The following is a 20,651-nucleotide window of genomic DNA, read 5'->3' on the forward strand; positions in this document are numbered from 1 at the left end:
GGATAAAAAAGGGCTGATATGAAATCAGCCCTTTTCCTTCTATTATTTATGTTGCTTCATACGTCCTTCTTTTTGCAATTCTTTAAATAATGCTGCCATCATAAAGAAAATAACAAAGACGAATGGGAATGCCGCAATAATAGCTGCCGTTTGCAATGCTTCTAATCCGCCAACATATAATAAGGTAGAAGCTATCGCGGCTAGAACGATCCCCCAAACCATTTTAATGCGGTTCGGTGGATTTAAACTACCATGCGTCGTTAACATTCCTAAAACAAACGTCGCAGAATCTGCTGATGTAATAAAGAATGTTGCAATAAGTAGAATACCTAAAACTGATAAAGCTGATCCAAAGCTACCCATCTGATCGAACATAGCGAATAATCCTACTTCTGTTCCCATCTCTTTCACTTTGTCGAAGATATGCGCATCACCAAACAGCTCCATATGAATACCAGTCCCGCCGAAAACAGAGAACCAAAGTGCACCAATTACGGTCGGAACAAGTAACACACCAATAACAAACTCACGAATCGTACGCCCTCGTGACACACGAGCAATAAATGTACCTACGAATGGTGACCATGCAATCCACCATGCCCAATAGAAAATTGTCCAAGACTGGATCCATTGATTTCCGCCTTCATCCAATGGACTTAAACGGAAACTCATGCCTGGCAATTCCTGAATGTAAGAACCAATCGTTGAAGTGAAGTAATTCATAATAAAGTTTGTTGGACCTGCAAATAATACAATTATCATAAGTGCAAATGCCAAAATAATGTTCGTATTACTTAAATATTTAATTCCTTTATCAAGACCGGTTTGCGCAGATAACATGAAAAGAACTGTTACGATTGCGATAATAACTAACTGTGTCGTTAATGAATTAGGGATAGATGTTAAATAGCTAACACCACCTGCAATTTGTTTTGCCCCAAGACCTAATGATGTCGCAACACCAAACACAGTCGCGAACACAGCTAACACATCAAATGAATGAGCAATACGCCCATGTTCCCCGCCCTTAAATAACGGACCTACTGTCGCACTAATTGTACTTGCTTTTCCTTTTCTAAAAGTGAAGTACGCAATACATAACGCTACAAACGCATATAGTCCCCAAGGATGTAATCCCCAATGGAAAAATGAAAAACGCAGTGCAAGACGCGCACTTTCCTCAGTTGCACCATCTCCAAACGGAGGTGCGTATAAATGGTTTAATGGTTCCGCAACACCCCAGAAAACTAAACCGATACCCATACCAGCACTAAATAACATAGCAAACCATGTCATATAACTATAATCAGGTTCGTCATCATCTTTACCTAAACGAATAGAACCGTATTTCGAGACAATTAAAAAGATGGACACACCTAAAACGATAGAAACAGAAATAATATAAAACCATCCAAACTTACTAACTAGTGCAGTTTGAATTGCAGTTGTTACATTTCCTAGGCTACCTTGTCCAATAATAGATTCGGGAATAATCCCCCAAATTGTAAATGCAATACATAATGTTAATGAAACGATGAATGTCTTTGTCAGTTTCCTCATCAAATCCCCCTTCGTAGGTTTCACTTTTGTAAATAACATAAATTCCGATATGTTAAATCGGATAGAAAACTATAATTTTTGCGGTGATTTTCTTTCAAATCTCTTACTTTCACCTTCACCAATTAGAATTCTTATAGACAGCCTTACCTTCCGTATAACCTTTTCACTCTGCAAGAGCTACAAGGTAGAAATACTGCTGCCAAATTGTGCGAGAAAAATGCGGATGGGAATGTATTTTCCCAAAAAAGGATGTGTTACATATGTAAAAAGGGCAAATTCCTTCCTTGCAACCTTTTCTTCTTGTAACAATTATGCGGTTTTTTTACTAGTATATAGCACATGTTTATAGCTTCACAAACGAAATGTTTATGTTTATATAACTATATTACCCATAAAACGGTAAAATACTCAAGGAATGTAACTGTATAGTAAACGTTTTGTAATACTCTCGTAACATTTTTATTTACGTCGAAAAAAATATGTTGTATTAAATATTTTGAATATAACTAGAAACCTACTAATCATATAGAATGAAAAACGCTTTCCTTTATTTTTTGTTATATTACAGGATGTTAACGACTGATTACGAATGGTTTGTAATTGTGTGTTTTCCCCAAATCCGAAAAAATCTGTTGCTATAATGAGGACACGAAAACAAACGCAATGGAGGCTATCATGAAAAAATTAATTGGTATAGCAACAGCAGCAGTTTTTGGTCTTGGGATTTTCACATCATCTGCCAATGCAGAAACTGTTGTAACAACAGACGTACTAAACGTACGCGAAAACCCTACTACTGAATCAAAAGTTGTCGGTAAATTACTAAACGGTAATAAAATAGATGTTCTAAATACAGAGAACGGATGGTCAAAAATCACTTTAGATGGTAAAGACGCATTCGTAAGTGCAGAGTTCACAAAAAGCATCTACTACGTAACAGCTAACGTGTTAAACGTACGTGCTGAAGCGAACACAAACTCACAAATTCTTGGAACGTTGAAGAAGGACGATATGATCGAAACAACGAACCAAGTACAAAATGAGTGGTTACAATTTGAATATAACGGGAAAACAGCTTATGTTCATGTTCCTTTCTTAACAGGTACAGCACCTGTTATTGAGAAACAAGAAACACCAGCTCCTGCTAAAGCTGCAGCACCAGCTAAAGCTCAAGCACCTGTAGCACAAGCAAAACCAGCTGCTAAGCCTGCTGTGAAAGCTGCTGAAACTAGCGAACCTTCTGGTGGTCGTGAGTTAACAGTTGTAGCTACAGCATATACAGCTCACCCGAGCGAAAACGGTGGCACATATGGCGGCCGTGTATTAACTGCAATGGGTCATGATTTAACTGCGAATCCAAACATGAAAATGATCGCTGTTGACCCGAAAGTAATCCCATTAGGATCTAAAGTATGGGTTGAAGGTTATGGAGAAGCTATCGCTGGAGATACTGGCGGTGCAATTAAAGGTAACCGTATCGACATTCTACTTGGATCAGATAGCGCTGCCCAAAAATGGGGACGCAAAACTGTTAAAGTGAAAATTTTAAAATAACCAATGACTGCTAAATTACAGCCGGTTCTCTTTGTTGAGAGCTGGCTTTTATTTATTTATAATAGCTATGAGGAGGCTATTATCATGAATGTACAAGCAAAAGTAGACTGGATTGGTACACCAAAACCTTATATATATAAAGACGAAGTAACATATGATGCTACTTCCATTGATTTTTCACTCGCCGGCGATGACAATCGCTATAAATTAATTGTGCTCGGCCATGAAGGAAATATACATTACAAAATTGTACAATACGGGATAAAACCAGGCTCACAAAAGCCATTTCCTATCGATATTCCATTCGAACAAGCAATGCTACCGCTAGTCGAACAAATAGTAAATGATCCGTATGTACAAGCGACATTAAAGCAGACACGCTTCTGACAGCAAAAAGACTATCTCAATTACAAGAGATAGTCTTTCTTACGTTAACGAGTCGGACCAGATACTTCCCCTGGTTTCAACGTATTCTTTGTACCAAGAGAATGATACAGCATCTTCCCATTCACAGTTACGATATGATAATCTAAATTTCATTTTTTCTGTTTTGAGCATTTTTTGTTTATAATGGTAAAGGAAAGAAATATGTGTACGGAGGAATATTATGCTGCAACACTCAATTACGAAAGATGAAATTATGATGATTGCGAATGAGTTCGTTCAAGGACTAGATCCACAGCAAACAGCTGATCAGGAACATGTCGCTACAGCTCGGCACCTATATCGTAGTGGTGTTGTCTACAACGTTGACTTTGATGGTTACACGCTATCAGGAACTGTAGATGCTGAAGGCAGCGTATATAGCGTTCATATCCCGATTCGTAACGTCGCTGAAAGCTATTGCGATTGCTTCGCACCAACGCAATGTGAGCATATGCTCGCTGTGTTACTATCTGCAGCGTCTAGTTTCGGGCAAGTAGGAGATGTATTAACTTTATTTAAAAATAATACGAAACCTTCTCTTCCTCCTATTCGAACTGCAAGACAAGTATTGCAATCATCAGCTTTTGAAGAAACGGATTATAAAAGTTGGCAATCATATTTTGACAACGAATATGAATCATTTAAAAAAGAACAAGCTCGGCTTACTTATAAACAAATGTATTTTCTTATGAGTATTTTTACAGACTTCTATACGAAACTCGAGCGGAAAGCTCCGCGTATCATTGCGATACATGAATTGTTCAGACTACACGCGGCACTTTATTGCTTTCAAAAATTATTAGAAGAAATTCAGGCATTCGAAGTAAATAAAACGTATTCTTATCACCAACCTGTTAACGTCGTTCGCCTATTTGTGGATAAAGTGGAATCCATCGTTCGGGACCTACAATCAGAAGCGATTCCTTCAGAGTCTGAATCAATTTTACAAGAAACTGCTCGTCTCGTTCACGAAGTATTCTTCTCTACTGATGCCTATACACAAGAGAGATTTTTTATTTATCGTCACATATGGAGTGAACTGTTAAACAATAAAGATCAACTGCAAGAAGAAGAAAAACGAATTGACATGAAAATAAATCCACTTTCCAAAGCATTAGCATCTTCTCATCTATTCTTTTTAAATGATGAAGACCTACTAGCAATGGACTTACTAAAAAAACAGCCTGCTTCTGTTGTAAGTCTTTATTTCTATTGGTTAGAAGAGCTATTAAGCGCCATGCAGTGGGATCGCGGAAAAAACTGGCTTTCGTTTACGTATAAACAAGTAAAGAAAACCATACATGAGCACGAAGATACAATCTTCATAAAAGATATCGTTCGGTTATTTGTAATCATGTACGAAACATATGCAACGCATACAAATGAACAAGCTGGATTCGAAATGATTTTACAAGAACTATTACCGTATAGTTTCACAAACTACGAACAATACGTACTCGCGAAGAAGCAGTATCGTACATGGTCCGAACTTCATCTCTTATATGGATTTGAAGCAATTGAACTATTGAAAGAACCATTGAAAGATATTGAAAAAGAAGCGCCAGAAGCGGCACTTCCTCTTTATCATCTTGCTGCTGTAGAAGCCATTGAAGAACGAAACCGTAAATCATATAGACGTGCAGTTCGCTACTTAAAGAAATTACGTACATTATATAAACGTTTAAAACGCACCGATGAATGGGATGCTTTCATTATTCATATCGCCAATCTACATTCACGCCTTCGTGCACTACAAGAGGAATTACGGAAAGGAAAATTAATCGATGATCAATCAAACTGAAGTAACAATTAGGCTCCAGCATGTTAGTCAAGGTTGGTTCCTTTGGGGTGAAGATGACAGCGGTACTCCATTATCCGTAACAAGTTGGAAACGAAATGCATTTACATGGCACGCCACTTCCTTCTATGGCACGTTTCTAAAAGAAGCCACCTTTGAAGGGAAACAAGGTGTTATGCTAACAAACGCACAAGCATTTGAATACATCGCAAACAAACCGATGAACTCCTTTGCACATATTCAAATGAATGATCCTATTACAGCACTTACGAAAGATGCAAATGAATTATGGGATGCCTTCCTAAGCGGTAGCTTCGTACCCGATATGGAACGTTGGCCCAAACAACCATCTTGGAAAGTTCAAAATACACCAATCGAAGATGACACATTAGCAACGCTTTTCTCAACCTCGGTAAATGAAAGTATATTGCAAGATAACCGATCAAATGACGGATGGGAAGATGCAAAGAGACTATACGAACATTACGACTTTACGAAAAGACAGCTGGAAACAGCGCTACATGAAGAAGATTGGCTTCGAAAAATCGGTTACATTGAAGATGACCTTCCCTTTACAATTGGACTAAGACTGCAAGAACCACAAGAGGAATTTGAAATGTGGAAGCTTGAAACGATTGTGGCACCAAAGCGCGGGGCACATCGCATATATGTATATGAAAACATCGATTCCTTACCGAAAAGATGGCACGATTACGAAGAGCGTATTACGGAAACGCAAGAAGGCTTTAGTAAGCTCGTACCGTGGCTAAAAGAAGAGGATACGTTCAGAAAAGAACTGTTTGAAACGGAAGCATGGAATTTCTTAACAGAAGCAAGTGACGAGTTACTTGCAGCCGGTATTACAATTTTATTACCATCATGGTGGCAAAATTTAAAAGCAGCAAAACCGAAGCTGCGTGTACAGCTGAAGCAAAGCACAGCACAAACACAATCTTTCTTCGGCATGAATACGCTCGTTAATTTTGATTGGCGCATTTCAACGAACGGAATTGATTTATCGGAAAGCGAATTTTTCGAACTCATTGAACAAAACAAACGATTATTCAATATAAATGGTCAATGGATGCGACTGGATCCAGCCTTTATTGAAGAAGTAAGAAAACTAATGAACCGTGCCGATAAATACGGACTAGAAATGAAAGATGTCCTCCAGCAACATTTATCAAACACTGCTGAAACAGAAATTGTAGAAGAAGATAGTCCGTTTACTGATATTGAAATCGAACTAGACGGATATTATGAAGAGCTATTCCAAAAGCTGCTCCATATTGGAGATATTCCAAAAGTAGATGTCCCTACTTCACTAAACGCAACACTTCGTCCGTATCAGCAACACGGCATTGAATGGTTATTATATTTACGAAAACTTGGATTTGGGGCATTATTAGCGGACGATATGGGACTTGGGAAAAGTATTCAAACCATCTCTTACTTACTATATGTAAAAGAAAACAAGCTCAAAACAGGTCCTGCATTAATCGTGGCGCCGACATCCGTTCTTGGAAATTGGCAAAAAGAATTTGAGCGTTTCGCACCAAATTTACGCGTTCAATTACATTATGGAAGTAACCGCGATAAGGGAGATTCATTTAAAGATTTTCTTCAATCAGCAGATGTTGTATTAACGTCTTATGCGTTAGCTCAACTTGACGAGGAAGAACTTACTTCGTTATGCTGGGACGCTGTTATTTTGGATGAAGCACAAAATATTAAGAACCCACATACGAAACAGTCGAAAGCAGTACGCAACTTGCAGGCAAATCATAAAATTGCTTTAACTGGTACACCGATGGAAAACCGACTTGCCGAGCTTTGGTCCATTTTCGACTTTATTAATCATGGATATCTTGGCAGTTTAGGACAATTCCAGCGCCGCTTCGTCACACCGATTGAAAAAGACCGTGATGAAAGAAAAATCCAACAAGTCCAACGCTTTATCTCACCATTTTTACTGCGTCGAACGAAGAAAGATCAAACAGTCGCATTAAACTTACCAGATAAACAGGAACAGAAAGCTTACTGTCCACTAACTGGTGAACAGGCTTCCTTATACGAGCAACTTGTTCAAGATACATTACAAAATGTTGAAGGGCTAAGCGGGATTGAACGTCGCGGGTTCATATTACTAATGTTGAATAAACTAAAACAAATTTGCAATCACCCTGCTCTTTATTTAAAAGAAACAGAGCCGAAAGATATCGTTGAACGTTCTATGAAAACAAAAACGGTAATGGAACTAATCGAAAATATTAAAGATCAGAATGAGAGCTGTTTAATCTTTACCCAATACATCAGCATGGGAAACATGCTAAAGAGCATATTAGAGGAAACATTTGGTCAGCGCGTCCTCTTCTTAAACGGCAGTGTACCGAAGAAAGAGCGTGATAAGATGATCGAACAGTTCCAAAACGGAACGTATGACATTTTCATCTTATCCTTAAAAGCAGGCGGAACAGGCTTAAACTTAACTGCCGCTAATCATGTCATTCACTACGATCGTTGGTGGAATCCAGCTGTAGAAAATCAAGCAACGGACCGGGCATATCGTATTGGTCAAAAACGATTCGTTCATGTTCACAAACTTATTACAACAGGAACATTAGAAGAGAAAATTGATGAAATGTTAGAACGAAAACAATCACTAAACAATGCGGTCATTACAAGTGATAGTTGGATGACTGAACTATCAACAGACGAATTAAAAGAATTACTTGGTGTATAAACAAAAGGAGCAAATCTCGAAATGAGATTAGCTCCTTTTTCTATTCCAAAACCAATTACTTATTATAATTCCTGTCAATCCGCCGCACGTATCAAGCAATGTATCTTGCCACATCGGTGTACGGTCTCCCGTAAACCATTGATGGATTTCATCCAATGTTGCATACCCTGCAACGAAAAGAAGGGCATATATAAAGCATCTTTTTCTCGAACAACCCGATCGATGAAAAGCGTAATACGTCAAAGAACCGAGCATGAAGAATACCATAAAATGAGCACCTTTACGAAGGAAAAATTCAATAAATCCACCCACACCTTTATTTGCAATACTAACAGGTGTACCTCCACCATAATCGATAGATACCCATGAAAAATGCTCTTTCACAAACTCAACATTTACATATTGTTCAATATCCGAGCGCATATCCTGTTTTTTATATGGTTGCGCTGAGGAATAGAAGATAAGCCCCATCCATAGTAATACAGGAATCCAAAATAACCATTTACGATTCATTCTTCCGAAACCCCTCTCTTAGTCTTTTAAGAGTACCAAAAAAAAGAAAAAATTTCACGCCAAAACATGACATTTTCCCCCTATTTATAAAGTGAAAGGGGGTGATAAACATGGCAGTTGAAACAATCGTAATGGATTTAACTCTACGTCTTGTATTAAACAATGGATTAGATAAGAATGGAAAAACAACTTTGAAGAACAAACAATTTAAACGCGTTAAAACAAATGCAAACTTAGAGCAAGTACACAACGTAGCCCGTGCCCTTGCTTCCTTACAAGAATCATCACTTCACGCTGTACAACTTGTAAGTACTTCAGATCTTGCTAACGTATAAATAATAAGGAGGGAATAAAGCATGCAAGTACTCGAATTGATTTTCACGAAAGAAGATGGAAAAACAGTTGTTTTTTCTATCGATAAGCCCATCACACCCGTCGATGCAAAAGTCGTAAATCAAGTAATGGATACCATTCTTGCGTCATCTATATTTTCATCAATTGATGAAAATACCCGAAAAAAAGGAGCTCGTCTCGTAGAAAAAAATGTATCCGAAGTTCCAATTACTCTATAAAGTAAAACTTTAATCAGTGGGGATTTTGTTCATCCCTACTGATTATAAACCTTCACCCATTAGGCATTTACGGGCAGTAAACCTTCTTTTCTCCAGCCGAATTTTGAGGTAGGAGTCTGACTGCCCACAAACAGCGGGATAAACGAAAAAGACAAATCTGCATTATTTTGCAGATTCGTCTTTTTTCTTCGGCATTTCAATCGGAATAAAAATCTTTGAAAAACCGACGCATACATATTTATAATTTTCTCCACCTAAATCGAAATCGGTCGTATATGTTGAGAAGAAAATATAATCATTTCGCTTTGTATAATGGTCGATTAATAATCCAACTTGTGGCTCAACATACTTTTTCGCCAACTTCTTACCTGCCGATGCTAAATCGCCAAGAAGACCCTCTTCATTTTCTTTTTGAACCTCATCTAGCTTCTTACTCACATCATTACGTTTCATAAACTGCTTCGCTGCCCAATCCGTATATTCTCCTTTACTCGGATTGCTATTTGCTAAATAAACTAGGAGAACAACAGCTAGAACTATAATAATATACTTTTTCTTCATGCTATATCACCGCCTATTCTTTTCTATTTTCATATATATGTACAAGCGATGCAAATTAGAAAGACTATCATCTGTTGATTGTAAACGAATAACTAAAATTTACAATATAAAACAGAATATTAATAGTGACTTTACAAAATTTATATATAATTATATTCAGAATAAAAATTACAAGGGAGGCATTATACTAATGAACAATGAAAATGATATTTTTATTTCTAGTTCTACAATGATGTTAGAGCCATGTAAGCACCCCTCTTACCGTACAAAAATTATCGACAGTAGCGGGAAGCACCTTTACTCCCGCCAAACCGCTCTCCAGCTCATACAGAAATCTTGTCTAACAGATGTTTATTCTACTTATCAGGGCAGACGTAATGCAGTCCAAGCAAACTTTAAATTCAAACAAAACGTTCCGATTCCAATTAATCATAAGGAATATATTTGCGCTTTTCCAACAGAATCTCCTGCTTCTCCAAACTGTATTTGGTTGTTCTACAAGCATATCCATACAATAGAGTTTTTCAAAAAAACGAAGAAAGCTAAAATTCATTTCTCAAACGGATTTACCGTAACGATACAAATTAGTTCCCATAAGTTAAGTCAGCAATTATGGAAAGCTGGATATGTTTTATCCCAAATGAACATGCAAGATTCACTACACTCATAAAACCTCATGCCACATTTACTATCTTAAAACAAATAGAATGGAAGGTGATCTTTCTCTTATCTTCCATTCTACTTATTCTCTTTATCCCTTTACACTATCTCGCATTTTCTCAAGTGCCTGCCGGTATATCCACCTCACTTGATAATATGTCATTCCCATTTCACAGGCTATCTCACCCATCTTTTTCCCTACAAAAAATCGTTCCGAAATAATGTGTCTCTCTCTCTTATTTAACACACTCATAAAATCCTGTGCTCTCATTCCCGTTTCTTCAGACTCAAATTGTTCATCGTACTCTCCGACGCACACATACCTCTCCTGCATTACACATTCTTTCTTTAGTCTTTCCAATATATAACCACGTACCGTTATCACCGCATAAGCAGGAAAACTTCCTTTCCCCTCCTCATATCTTTCATACGCATACCAAAGACCAATTAAACCACATTGATAATACTCTTCATGATCTTGATAAATACTTAACTTTTTTATTTGATTTACAATCATTCCCTCATACAAAACAACCGTCTCTGTAAAAGTCGCTGGCTTCACATAGTACCTATTTCTAAAAGGTATACCCCTTTGTTATTCCGCGGTACCTTTACAATATAAAAATAAAGAAGAGACTTCACTGTGAGTAATTTCAAATACTACCGAAGGAATTTGAAATTACACTAGGCAGTATTTGAAATTTTGTTGGTGGTATTTGAAGTAAGGGTAAAAATAAAAAAGGTGACTCTAGAGAGCCACCTTTTTTGTCAGATCATATTATACAGGAATATTTGGTAATATTTTTGCCATTAACACAACAAATGCAGCTAAGAATGCCGCTTTAATAATGAATAAAACAATAATTGGAATAGCTGCTTTCACTTTACTTAATCCAGCTGTAACTTGTAATCCCAACCAAATTAAAACTAAATTCCATAAATAGAACAATTCAATTGTATTACCTATTCCATATGCAAGTGAACCTTGGTCAAATAATGGTCCTAAACTTGTATACTGGGTTGCTCCACCATCTAAAATTAGGGCTATAATACCATTAATAAGTCCACCAATAATAAGAATAATATTAGCATATACAACAATCGTTAATAACTTCTTATAAGACGTATCATTTCCAAAGAACATCATAAATACTTTATAAATAGCTGCGACAAATAATGCTCCAATCATCGCCCCAACAAAACCAGATCCAATTCCAGAAATAACTTCTGATGTTATTGAACTCTTACCAGCAAGTTCGCCTAATTCTTTCTGCATTTTAATCATTTCAGGTGACGTGTTCACAACATATGTTGTCAAACCACCTACAAGCCCTTGTAACAACGCAACTAAAAAGAACATACCCCAAACTTTCTCGCTCGCCTTCATTCTCTCAAACTGTAAGCCAGGAGAAGTAATCATTCCAAATAATGATGGCTTCTCTCCTTCAACCTTTTGCGTATTCAAATTCGCTTCCATTATAACGCCTCCTTCTATTTATATAACCCGTTCTAACGGGCGGTTCACTTCCTCATTGTAAGAGGCTACGAACCGCCCACTAGAACGGTAATGTGTAGTTCTACTACACTATTAATTACTCATAACGTAATGCTTCAATTGGATCTAATTTCGCAGCTTTGTTTGCTGGAATTAATCCAAAAACAATACCAAGTGTCATAGAGAATAGCACTCCTCCAACGACAACTTCCCATGAAACGAGCGGTGGCCACTTCGCAAATGTGGAAACGATATATGCCCCGCCATACCCAAGACCAATCCCGATTAAACCACCTAGAAGCGTTAACATAACTGCTTCAATTAAAAACTGTAATAAAATTTTACTACGCGTCGCTCCAAGTGCTTTACGTACTCCAATTTCGCGCGTACGTTCTGTTACAGATACGAGCATAATGTTCATAACACCAATACCACCAACGACTAGTGAAATACCAGCGATACCGCCGATGATCATCGTCATAATACCGGTCATCTTTGAAATACCTTCTTGAAGTTCTTTTAAATTCATAACTTCGTATTTACCAGTTGCATCACTCGGTTTACGACTGTTTAAGACATCTGCAGCTTTTTTACCTGCTTTTTCTAAGTTATCTACATTTTTTGCTTGAACAGAAATATTTTGAATTTCATCTTTTCCATACAATGTCGGCCATAATGAAATTGGAATTAATGCTTCTGATGGTCCCATTCCCATAAACTCGTTATCTGATTTGTAGACACCGATAATTTGCATCGGTTGACCCTTCATTTCAATAATTTTACCGACTGGATTGGCATCCTTAAATACCTTTTCCTCCATTTGTTTACTAATCATGACAACGTTATTACCTTGATCCACATCTGATTCTTGTAAAGAACGTCCCTTTAACAACTTTACTTTATTTACTGAAAAATACTCACTGTCTAATCCAGTAATACTCACCATTTCTACTTTATCTTCAATATCAAGTGGTTCCATACTTGAATTTGTTGTTACAACATGTGAGATTTCTGGAATTTTTTTAATTTCAAAAATATCTTCTTCAGTTATTTTCGGTGCTTCTACCATCCCCATACCAAAAGGATCATTCATATCAGCACTATAATGAATCGGAACCGTTTGATTACCTGATCCAACAAATTGAGATTTCAATGCCGCTTCCCCGCCTTGCCCAATCGCAACGACGGTAATAATAGAGCCTACACCGATAATAATCCCAAGCATCGTCAAAGCCGAGCGTAGTTTATGAGCTAAAATAGACGATAAGGCAATTTTCATACTATCTAGTAAACTCATACTGCACACCTTCTATCTTCTGTAACTTTCCCGTCTCGCAGTACAATGCGGCGAGACGAATAAGCCGCTACTTCCTCTTCATGCGTAACCATAACAATTGTCGTACCTTCTGCATTAAGCTTCGTAAAAATATCCATAACTTGCTCACCAGACTTCGTATCTAGCGCACCAGTCGGCTCATCGGCCATAATGAACGTTGGGTTATTCGCAATCGCTCTTGCAATCGCTACACGTTGCTTCTGTCCACCTGATAATTCATTCGGTAAATGATGTACGCGGTCAGCTAATCCAACTTTACCTAACGCCTCTAAGGCACGCTTACGACGTTCTGCTTTCTTCACGCCACCGTATACGAGCGGAAGTTCAACATTTTCCACCGCAGAGAGACGCGGCAGTAAATTAAAATGCTGGAATACAAAGCCGATATATTCATTACGAATTAAAGCGAGCTTTGACTCGTCTGCTGTTAAGATATTCACATCATTCAGCATATATTCGCCTTCTGTTGGACGATCTAAACAACCAATAATGTTCATAAGCGTTGACTTACCGGAACCAGAAGGTCCCATAATCGAAACAAACTCACCACTCTGAATCGTTAAACTAATACCATGCAAAATCGGTACCGCAAGCTTTCCTTGATAATACGTCTTAGCAATATTATTTAGCGTAATCATTTCTCTTTCACTTCCATTCCGTCATACACGTTGTCGGAAGGATTTTTAACCACCTTTTGCCCCACTGTTACGCCTTCAGTAATCTCTGTCCAATCTCCATCAGTAGCACCTTTTTTCACATTTTGTTTACGAAGCTTTCCTTTTTCTTCGATATAAACAAATGCATCATCGTCTTTTTCTACAATGCTCTTACTTGGAACAGCAATCATCGTCTTATTCTCTAAGTTTACTTGTAATGAAACATGGTAACCTGGAGATAAACCGTCTTGGCTATCAAGACTTGCTTTATATGTATATTGGGACATATTTTGAGTTGCCTCACCTACACCACCAGCTTGACCCATCTCTGCACTCGTTGGGAATTCACTTACCTCTGTAATCTTACCTGTCCACTTCTTCTTATTATTTGCTTTCGCAGTTACAGTGAATGTTTGATCCTTTTGGATTTGTGACTTCTGAAGCTCTGTTAAAGTCCCTTGAACTTGGAACGGGTCTTTAGAAGCAACTTGTAAAAATGCCTTCCCTTGTCCACCTAACGCTTGAGATGAACTTTGCGCCGCATCTTTATCTAACTTTTGAACAACACCAGCAAAATTACTATAAATCGTAAGCTCTTTCTGCTTTTTATTTAACTCTTCTTTCTGTAACTTCCCTTTCTCTTTCTCAAGGTCAGTTGTTTTTTGCGCTATTTCTAACTCACTTACTTGCTCTTCCATCGGATCTGTTACTTCTTTCCCAGCTCCGCTATCTTTCACCTTCTTAATTTCTTTCTTGAGCGAATCAATCTTCTTTTTCCCTTGATCATAACGCATATCTGCCATCTTCTGATCAAGCTCAGCTTGCTTCATTTGAAGATTAATCTCTTCATTATCATAAGAGAATAACTTCGTACCTTTCTCTACCTCTTGTCCCTCTTTTACCTCAATATCTTTCACTTTTCCTTTGGCCGGATCCGCATAGAAACTTTCAATATTCCCAGGCTTCACCTGACCAGAAACTAACTTCGTATTATTCAGCTTACGCTCTGTCACTTTCTCAAAGCTTACAGCATCAGCCGTTGTTGATGCGCCCTTCTTCTTACCTTGCATAATAAAAATATTAACTGCTGCCACAATAACAATTAGTGCAATAACTCCGATAATAATCCATTTTTTCTTCTTATTTGGAGTACGAACCGTATTTGGTAACATATTCTCTCTCCCTTTATAACTTAATAGTTTAATATAAAAAATTGTATAAAACTTTCTGAAAATACATTACATATTATTACATTATTTTTACAAAGTTTTACACATCCATTTATATTGTAACAAAAATTCCAATGATTAGAAATATGACATCTTGTCTTTTAAGATAGATTTAAGGAAATATTATATTATATAGAAAAAGCTATCCAATATAAAAATTGAATAGCTTTTCAAACAAAATATTACGCCGCTTTAGGATCTTTTCTCTCATGTCCACGTTGAACGATGAACAAGAAGACTGTTGATAAAATTGCACCTGTTAATAGTAAGATAAAGCAACCATCCCAGCCAGAACGATCAACAATAACACCAATTGCTGCGTTTGCTACAAGACTTCCGCCCACATAACCGAACAGACCACACATACCAACTGTCGTACCTACCGCAAATTTCGGTACTAATTCCATCGCACTTAAACCGATTAAGAACTGTGGTACGTAAATTAAACATCCGATAATAGAAACTGCAATACTTACAACAAGTACGCTAGTTGCTTGCCAATATACAAACGTACCAATAACAACTCCAACCATACTAATAATACACAATGGCATACGTTTCCCTTTAAATAATTTATCACTTAAAAGACCAACGATTAACGAACTTGGAATTGCCATACCTTCAAAGATTGCGTATGCTGCATGTGCTTCATTTTTTGAAAAACCTTTAACTGTCGTTAAATAAAGTGGAACCCAGTTAATAACACCGAAACGAATTAAATAAACAAATGCATTCGCAATACATAAGAACCATACAAATTTATTTTTTACTACATATTTCATTAAAATTTCTTTTGGTGACATCTTGTTAGCATTATCTGCTTTTTCAAGATTTTCATAGTCATTACGATACTCATCAATTGGAGGAAGACCTTCAGACTCTGGTGTATCCTTCGCATTGATCCAAACAAGAACTGAAATTACCATTGCGATAATCGCTGGGAAAATAAACACGCCGCCTTGCCAATGACTTTCACCGAAAATACCTACACCAATTCCAACAAGTGGTGGCACAAGCATTCCGCCAACGTTATGTGAAATATTCCAAATACCTGTTTTCGTACCACGTTCTTTCTTTGAGAACCATTTCGTCATAACGATACTACAAGGTGGTGCTCCCATACCTTGTACAATACCGTTCAGGACAAGTAATGTAACAATCATTCCAAATGAAGATGCAAACCCGAAACAAATATTTACAAGCCCTGATAAGAATAATCCGACTGCAATAAAGCGCTGGGCAAAAGCTTTATCTGATAAATTCCCCATAAAGAACTTACTAAATCCATAAACAATCGCCATTACTGAACCTAGTAGTCCAATTTCAGCCGTACTAAAACCATATTCTTGTACTAAATACGTACTTGATAACGTAAAATTACTGCGCACTAAATAATAAGCAGCATATCCAACAGAGATTCCGATTAGCACACGAATACGTAGTAACGTATATACTTTCGCGATCATATCCGCTGGTAATCTCTCAATTGCAGGTGCTGGCTTAAGCCATTTAAACATATACTCTCGTCTCCTTTTCTCACTTTTGAGAGAGACGCTGTCTATTCCATATCTCGATTATTCCACTATTTGATATATTTTGGTTCGTCCTTCTAACCGGCTGCCCTTCTATTTCTTTCTCATTCTTCGCAAACATCGTTGGTACGCCAAACGAAACTTTTTCTAAAATGTGACCCGCTTCTTCTGATAAACAATAATCAATAAATAAATCCGCAATAATACCACTCGGTGCACGTTTTAGTTTCGAAATCGCATTGACAGACAAACCTGTTTGCTCAGGTTCGTTACTTAAAATAGGAAAGCCTCGTTTTTGAAGCATTCTCTGATCTCCCATAAAATTGATGCCTATCATATATTCACCACTTGCCACAAGTTCTGCTGGTATGTAACCATTCACCGTTACTTCTCCAACCTGTCCTGCAAGATGCTTCACATACGCCTTCGCTTCCTCTTCACCTAAAGTATCAATAAGTGATTGAAAAAACGTATATGCAGTACCCGAAACATTTGGATCTGGCATAACAATCTTTCCTGTGTACGCAGAGTTTAATAAATCTTGCCACCTGGATGGATACGGTAGGCCAAGCGGTGCTATTTCTTCGTTCCACCGCTCTTTATTAATTGCGATTGCCAATTTCTCTACTTCGTAACCGTACCAATAACCATCTTTATCTTTAACAGTTTTTGAAATACGATTCGCATGCTGGCTCGTCACAGGAATAGACAGATCTTTTTGCTTCATCATTTGATGTGCATCTACTGTACCGCCAATAATAATATCCGCTTTCGGATTTCCAGATTCTTCTTCCACTCTTCGAAGAAGTTCTTCTGTCGAAAGACGAATAAATTCATACGTACATCCACGCGGTTTACAAAATGATGAAAGCAATGCCTCACCAACTTCCTCACGGGCCGCTACATATGCAACAAGATGACGATCATCCAAAATAGGAAGACCACTTTTATTATATTTAATAGAGGTTGTATCTCGAGAGCAACTAGACATCGCTCCTCCAATTACTAGCAAAAAGAAGAAAAAGGCTATCTTTCTCATGACGCATTCTCCTTTACGAATAACTCTGCTAGAGAGCCTTTCATATACATGACATTCCCGTTATTATCACCGAGGTATTGCACAACAAAGTACGATGGATACACAGAAATCGTAAGAATATCTTCACGCTCATTCTTTACATGCTTACCTGATTTATAAGCTGTAATATAAGCAATCGGTTCATTCTGTGATTGTAATAATTTCTGAATTTCTCCGTAATCTGTAATTTGTTTTGCGTACCGAATAGAATCAAGCATGTGCGTAAGATTGATAGTACGTACTACATTCCCTTGACGTACTATGACATCCTTTGCTGAAGCAAAGAAATCACTAATACGCTCTGGCGTGTAATACAGGCTTAACAAATACGTTTGAAATGCCGAGATCATCGGATCAGTGCCCTTCTTCCCGTATACGTTCGCCTCATACTGGAACAAGTCACCTACTGCAAAAGTACGCTTATGTCCATTCAAGTACGTTACTTCTCCAGTAAATACTTGTTCTTGGCTCTCTGCCTCTCTCGGTTCTATTCGAATTCGGTCAAAGAATGAAACAATTGTATGTAAACGAACTTCATCCGTTACAACAATTTCTCCCCACTTTTCATGTCTTACTTTCACTTCAATTGGAAGAGATTCGTTCACTCTTTGTAAAACGGCTTGTTTGTCATTCACAATTGTGATTCGATTATATGTTTGTTTCTCCACAACATAAAACAAAACAAGAGAAACAATGATACAAAAGACAAACATAAGAATTTGAAATGATAGCCTTTTCATTTCTGCCTACCTCCAAGATAAAAAAACGTTGTTTCGAAAATACCGCATAATTGTTTCATAAATGTATCATTTAACCGCTTTCAAGTTTTTTATGTCTTCCATTCGTCTTGGAAGCAAAAATGTAATAAATATCGTAGTACCAACCTCTTCACTGCTCTCAATTCGCATACTTCCGCCTTGCTTATTCATAATCTCCTGACAAATATACAAACCATAGCCGTTCCCATAACTAGAAGGAAGCATTTTCCCTCCTGGAGACCCATTCCACTCGGCAAGTACATCCTCATCTATACCGATACCATCATCATGAACAAAAACCTTCGCCTCACGCTCACTTACAATTACATTCATGCGAATGTGCGTAGCATCACTATACTTAATCGCATTATCAAGTACATTTAAAAAGATTTGCTTCGTCTTATCAAAATCCGCAACGACATGTACATCCGTTAACTCATTTATCACTTCAATCTCAAATTGCTGCAGACGAGGTTTCACAATTGAAACTGCTTCTTCTGCTAATTCTTTTATATTCACAACTGTAGGTGACACTTCAAACGTACTCGTCCCGTACTTTGAAGACTTAAGTAATTCCTCTACAAGTGATAATAGACGCTCACTTTCTACAGCTACATACCGGAGACTCTCTTGCACATCTTCCTTCGAGTGTAACTTCGGAATTAAATCAACATAACCGATAATTGCCGTAAGTGGTGTCTTCAACTCATGCGTAATACGGTCCAAGAAATCTTTCTGTTTCTCTTTTTCTTCCTTCAATTGCTTAATATGCAGTTCAATTCCATCAGCCATCGCATTAAAGGATGCTGAAAGCTGTGCAATTTCCACATACTCATTTAGCTCAATCTTACTTTCATAATCGCCATTCGCAAGCCGCTTTGCCATTTGTCTCAACTGATCAATTGGCCTATGAAGAGACCTAGCTAAACGAACCGCAAAGAAAATACCTGCAGCCACTAAACAAAGAGATGTCATTAAAAAAGTCCAGCTCACATTTGTTAAAACTTCCTTCTCACCCGTTAACTCATCTATAAAACGAATGCTCCCAATGACATCGTTTCCATAATAAACCGGGCTTGAAAACAAAAGAATGGGTGCTGGCTCTCCTTCCGCAAAAACATAAGCTTTCTTACCCTTCAAAGAACTCTCAATATCAATATTCCGATGAAGTAACGCTCCTTTTTGTGTATCTGCAACAACATCTCCATTCTTTCCTATCATCTGTACACGGACATCCATCCGCTTCGCTAAGTACGAAGCAATTAAAAGCGAATTCGGACCTAACGTCTCGATTTCTGCTTCTTTCTCTAAATAATTCATCGTATAAATTTGTGCCTCTACACTTAACTTCTCAAGAGAATCAGCTGCATTATGATACATATTCTTCTCTAGTGAAATATAAACAACCGTATACAAAAGAAAAAGAATTGGAATCAACAATCCAACTATTCCAAATACCATATTCCGTTTTAACGACATATTATCACCACTTAACAATCCAGCTTATAGCCAACGCCATAAATTGTTTTAATATATTCTCCGCTCGTACCAAGCTTCTTACGTAATCTTTGCACCATAATATCAACCGCTCTCGTATTTCCGATATACTCAAAGCCCCACACTTTCTCGAGTAACTCATCTCTCATAAATACACGCTGTGGATTTGAAACAAACAGCTGACATAAATTAAATTCTCGGTACGTTAACTGAATCTCTTGTCCACTAACATGTAATTTTCTTTCCTTAGGACAAATTATTAACTCTCCAGCTCGAATTACTTCGTGGCTTGTAGTGACCCCCTCCTTCTTCACACGCCGACTCATATTCTTCACACGAAGAATGAGCTCCGCATAATTGAAAGGCTTCGTTACATAATCATCCGCACCGAGCTGCAAGCCGAGCAATTTATCATTCATCTGACTCTTTGCAGTTAACATGAGTACTGGAATATCCCTATCCTTCTCACGGAACAAGCGAAGTAACTCATACCCATCTGTATCCGGAAGCATAACATCCAAAATCAATACATCCGGCCCTTCCTTCCACTTCTCTAGCGCTTCTCTACCATCAGCCGCTACTAATACTTCATATCCTTCCATCTCTAACTGCATTCGAATCAAATTACGAATACTCGATTCATCATCAACTACAAGTATTTTCATCCTTATCCTCCTTCCATC

20 protein-coding genes are annotated in these 20,651 nt (G+C 37.6%); 7 read left to right on the top strand and 13 right to left on the bottom strand.

From position 1 onward, the window contains the following. Window positions 1-42: 42 nt before the first annotated feature. Entirely contained in the window at window positions 43-1,560 is a 1,518-nt protein-coding gene (gene opuD / locus MHH42_RS26380) for a glycine betaine transporter OpuD (protein ID WP_001230123.1), read from the bottom strand. Between the two features lie 675 nt (window positions 1,561-2,235). Here opuD and MHH42_RS26385 point away from each other — a divergent pair. From MHH42_RS26385 to MHH42_RS26400, 4 genes are all read left to right on the top strand, one after another. Then, complete coding sequence (locus MHH42_RS26385; RefSeq protein WP_097895635.1) at window positions 2,236-3,114, top strand: cell wall-binding protein EntA; 879 nt, start codon at window positions 2,236-2,238, stop codon at window positions 3,112-3,114. Between the two features lie 84 nt (window positions 3,115-3,198). Next, window positions 3,199-3,501, top strand: coding sequence for a DUF3910 family protein (locus tag MHH42_RS26390; protein ID WP_001102519.1), 303 nt, complete (start codon window positions 3,199-3,201; stop codon window positions 3,499-3,501). Window positions 3,502-3,721: 220 nt separating this feature from the next. Beyond that, the gene (locus tag MHH42_RS26395) at window positions 3,722-5,341 is read left to right on the top strand and encodes an SWIM zinc finger family protein (protein WP_070173957.1); all 1,620 of its coding nucleotides are present in this window, start codon (window positions 3,722-3,724) and stop codon (window positions 5,339-5,341) included. Further along, window positions 5,325-8,081, top strand: a complete 2,757-nt coding sequence (locus MHH42_RS26400) for a DEAD/DEAH box helicase (protein WP_070173958.1) — start codon at window positions 5,325-5,327, stop codon at window positions 8,079-8,081. The genes MHH42_RS26395 and MHH42_RS26400 overlap by 17 nt, the downstream gene beginning before the upstream one ends. A 27-nt stretch (window positions 8,082-8,108) precedes the next feature. Here MHH42_RS26400 and MHH42_RS26405 read toward each other — a convergent pair whose 3' ends face one another. Further along, complete coding sequence (locus tag MHH42_RS26405) at window positions 8,109-8,594, bottom strand: VanZ family protein (RefSeq protein WP_001080715.1); 486 nt, start codon at window positions 8,592-8,594, stop codon at window positions 8,109-8,111. Window positions 8,595-8,704: 110 nt separating this feature from the next. On the opposite strand from MHH42_RS26405, the gene MHH42_RS26410 reads away from it, so the two are divergent. Together MHH42_RS26410 and MHH42_RS26415 are read left to right on the top strand one after the other, a co-directional pair. Beyond that, a complete protein-coding gene (locus MHH42_RS26410) occupies window positions 8,705-8,929 on the top strand; it encodes a DUF1659 domain-containing protein (protein WP_000257697.1) in 225 nt (74 codons plus the stop codon). 21 nt (window positions 8,930-8,950) lie between these two features. Continuing rightward, on the top strand, window positions 8,951-9,166 hold the full coding sequence (locus MHH42_RS26415; protein WP_340894588.1) for a DUF2922 domain-containing protein: 216 nt from the start codon (window positions 8,951-8,953) through the stop codon (window positions 9,164-9,166). A gap of 162 nt (window positions 9,167-9,328) precedes the next feature. Here the strand turns inward: MHH42_RS26415 and MHH42_RS26420 are convergent, their stop codons facing one another. Further along, window positions 9,329-9,727 (bottom strand): DUF4359 domain-containing protein, encoded by a 399-nt coding sequence (locus tag MHH42_RS26420; RefSeq protein ID WP_000731398.1) that lies wholly within the window; start codon window positions 9,725-9,727, stop codon window positions 9,329-9,331. Window positions 9,728-9,917: 190 nt separating this feature from the next. Here MHH42_RS26420 and MHH42_RS26425 point away from each other — a divergent pair, with 190 nt between their 5' ends. After that, window positions 9,918-10,397 carry a competence protein ComK gene (locus MHH42_RS26425; RefSeq protein ID WP_001058458.1) on the top strand — a complete coding sequence of 160 codons (480 nt, stop codon included), beginning with the start codon at window positions 9,918-9,920 and terminating at the stop codon, window positions 10,395-10,397. An 81-nt stretch (window positions 10,398-10,478) separates the two neighbouring features. On the opposite strand, the gene MHH42_RS26430 is transcribed toward MHH42_RS26425, so the two are convergent. The 10 genes from MHH42_RS26430 to MHH42_RS26475 form a co-directional block, all read right to left on the bottom strand. Further along, a complete protein-coding gene (locus MHH42_RS26430; protein ID WP_000801309.1) occupies window positions 10,479-10,949 on the bottom strand; it encodes a sigma-70 family RNA polymerase sigma factor in 471 nt (156 codons plus the stop codon). A gap of 216 nt (window positions 10,950-11,165) precedes the next feature. Further along, window positions 11,166-11,864 (bottom strand): Yip1 family protein, encoded by a 699-nt coding sequence (locus tag MHH42_RS26435; RefSeq protein WP_016107266.1) that lies wholly within the window; start codon window positions 11,862-11,864, stop codon window positions 11,166-11,168. Window positions 11,865-11,979: 115 nt separating this feature from the next. Then, on the bottom strand, window positions 11,980-13,179 hold the full coding sequence (locus MHH42_RS26440; RefSeq protein ID WP_000054399.1) for an ABC transporter permease: 1,200 nt from the start codon (window positions 13,177-13,179) through the stop codon (window positions 11,980-11,982). Then, a complete protein-coding gene (locus tag MHH42_RS26445; protein ID WP_000631624.1) occupies window positions 13,176-13,856 on the bottom strand; it encodes an ABC transporter ATP-binding protein in 681 nt (226 codons plus the stop codon). The genes MHH42_RS26440 and MHH42_RS26445 overlap by 4 nt, the downstream gene beginning before the upstream one ends. Beyond that, window positions 13,853-15,046 carry an efflux RND transporter periplasmic adaptor subunit gene (locus MHH42_RS26450; RefSeq protein WP_000937338.1) on the bottom strand — a complete coding sequence of 398 codons (1,194 nt, stop codon included), beginning with the start codon at window positions 15,044-15,046 and terminating at the stop codon, window positions 13,853-13,855. Before MHH42_RS26450 ends, MHH42_RS26445 begins: the two co-directional genes overlap by 4 nt. Window positions 15,047-15,285: 239 nt before the next feature. After that, window positions 15,286-16,620 carry an MFS transporter gene (locus MHH42_RS26455; protein WP_000477572.1) on the bottom strand — a complete coding sequence of 445 codons (1,335 nt, stop codon included), beginning with the start codon at window positions 16,618-16,620 and terminating at the stop codon, window positions 15,286-15,288. Between the two features lie 19 nt (window positions 16,621-16,639). Next, window positions 16,640-17,674, bottom strand: a complete 1,035-nt coding sequence (locus MHH42_RS26460; protein ID WP_001225622.1) for an ABC transporter substrate-binding protein — start codon at window positions 17,672-17,674, stop codon at window positions 16,640-16,642. Next, complete coding sequence (locus MHH42_RS26465; protein ID WP_000826601.1) at window positions 17,671-18,453, bottom strand: DUF3919 family protein; 783 nt, start codon at window positions 18,451-18,453, stop codon at window positions 17,671-17,673. The genes MHH42_RS26460 and MHH42_RS26465 overlap by 4 nt, the downstream gene beginning before the upstream one ends. A gap of 66 nt (window positions 18,454-18,519) precedes the next feature. Continuing rightward, entirely contained in the window at window positions 18,520-19,950 is a 1,431-nt protein-coding gene (locus MHH42_RS26470; RefSeq protein ID WP_033668195.1) for a sensor histidine kinase, read from the bottom strand. Between the two features lie 11 nt (window positions 19,951-19,961). After that, complete coding sequence (locus MHH42_RS26475; RefSeq protein WP_016107270.1) at window positions 19,962-20,633, bottom strand: response regulator transcription factor; 672 nt, start codon at window positions 20,631-20,633, stop codon at window positions 19,962-19,964. Between the last annotated feature and the right edge of the window lie 18 nt (window positions 20,634-20,651).

The organism is Bacillus sp. FSL L8-0099 (assembly GCF_038006385.1).
GTDB classification, from domain to species: Bacteria; Bacillota; Bacilli; order Bacillales; family Bacillaceae_G; genus Bacillus_A; species Bacillus_A toyonensis.

Bases quoted from the DNA above. Each gene is read 5' to 3' on its own strand.
- opuD (WP_001230123.1), bottom strand. From the start codon at position 1,560: ATGAGGAAACTGACAAAGACATTCATCGTTTCATTAACATTATGTATT.
- MHH42_RS26385 (WP_097895635.1), top strand. From the start codon at position 2,236: ATGAAAAAATTAATTGGTATAGCAACAGCAGCAGTTTTTGGTCTTGGG.
- MHH42_RS26390 (WP_001102519.1), top strand. From the start codon at position 3,199: ATGAATGTACAAGCAAAAGTAGACTGGATTGGTACACCAAAACCTTAT.
- MHH42_RS26395 (WP_070173957.1), top strand. From the start codon at position 3,722: ATGCTGCAACACTCAATTACGAAAGATGAAATTATGATGATTGCGAAT.
- MHH42_RS26400 (WP_070173958.1), top strand. From the start codon at position 5,325: ATGATCAATCAAACTGAAGTAACAATTAGGCTCCAGCATGTTAGTCAA.
- MHH42_RS26405 (WP_001080715.1), bottom strand. From the start codon at position 8,594: ATGAATCGTAAATGGTTATTTTGGATTCCTGTATTACTATGGATGGGG.
- MHH42_RS26410 (WP_000257697.1), top strand. From the start codon at position 8,705: ATGGCAGTTGAAACAATCGTAATGGATTTAACTCTACGTCTTGTATTA.
- MHH42_RS26415 (WP_340894588.1), top strand. From the start codon at position 8,951: ATGCAAGTACTCGAATTGATTTTCACGAAAGAAGATGGAAAAACAGTT.
- MHH42_RS26420 (WP_000731398.1), bottom strand. From the start codon at position 9,727: ATGAAGAAAAAGTATATTATTATAGTTCTAGCTGTTGTTCTCCTAGTT.
- MHH42_RS26425 (WP_001058458.1), top strand. From the start codon at position 9,918: ATGAACAATGAAAATGATATTTTTATTTCTAGTTCTACAATGATGTTA.
- MHH42_RS26435 (WP_016107266.1), bottom strand. From the start codon at position 11,864: ATGGAAGCGAATTTGAATACGCAAAAGGTTGAAGGAGAGAAGCCATCA.
- MHH42_RS26440 (WP_000054399.1), bottom strand. From the start codon at position 13,179: ATGAGTTTACTAGATAGTATGAAAATTGCCTTATCGTCTATTTTAGCT.
- MHH42_RS26445 (WP_000631624.1), bottom strand. From the start codon at position 13,856: ATGATTACGCTAAATAATATTGCTAAGACGTATTATCAAGGAAAGCTT.
- MHH42_RS26450 (WP_000937338.1), bottom strand. From the start codon at position 15,046: ATGTTACCAAATACGGTTCGTACTCCAAATAAGAAGAAAAAATGGATT.
- MHH42_RS26455 (WP_000477572.1), bottom strand. From the start codon at position 16,620: ATGTTTAAATGGCTTAAGCCAGCACCTGCAATTGAGAGATTACCAGCG.
- MHH42_RS26460 (WP_001225622.1), bottom strand. From the start codon at position 17,674: ATGAGAAAGATAGCCTTTTTCTTCTTTTTGCTAGTAATTGGAGGAGCG.
- MHH42_RS26465 (WP_000826601.1), bottom strand. From the start codon at position 18,453: ATGAAAAGGCTATCATTTCAAATTCTTATGTTTGTCTTTTGTATCATT.
- MHH42_RS26470 (WP_033668195.1), bottom strand. From the start codon at position 19,950: ATGTCGTTAAAACGGAATATGGTATTTGGAATAGTTGGATTGTTGATT.
- MHH42_RS26475 (WP_016107270.1), bottom strand. From the start codon at position 20,633: ATGAAAATACTTGTAGTTGATGATGAATCGAGTATTCGTAATTTGATT.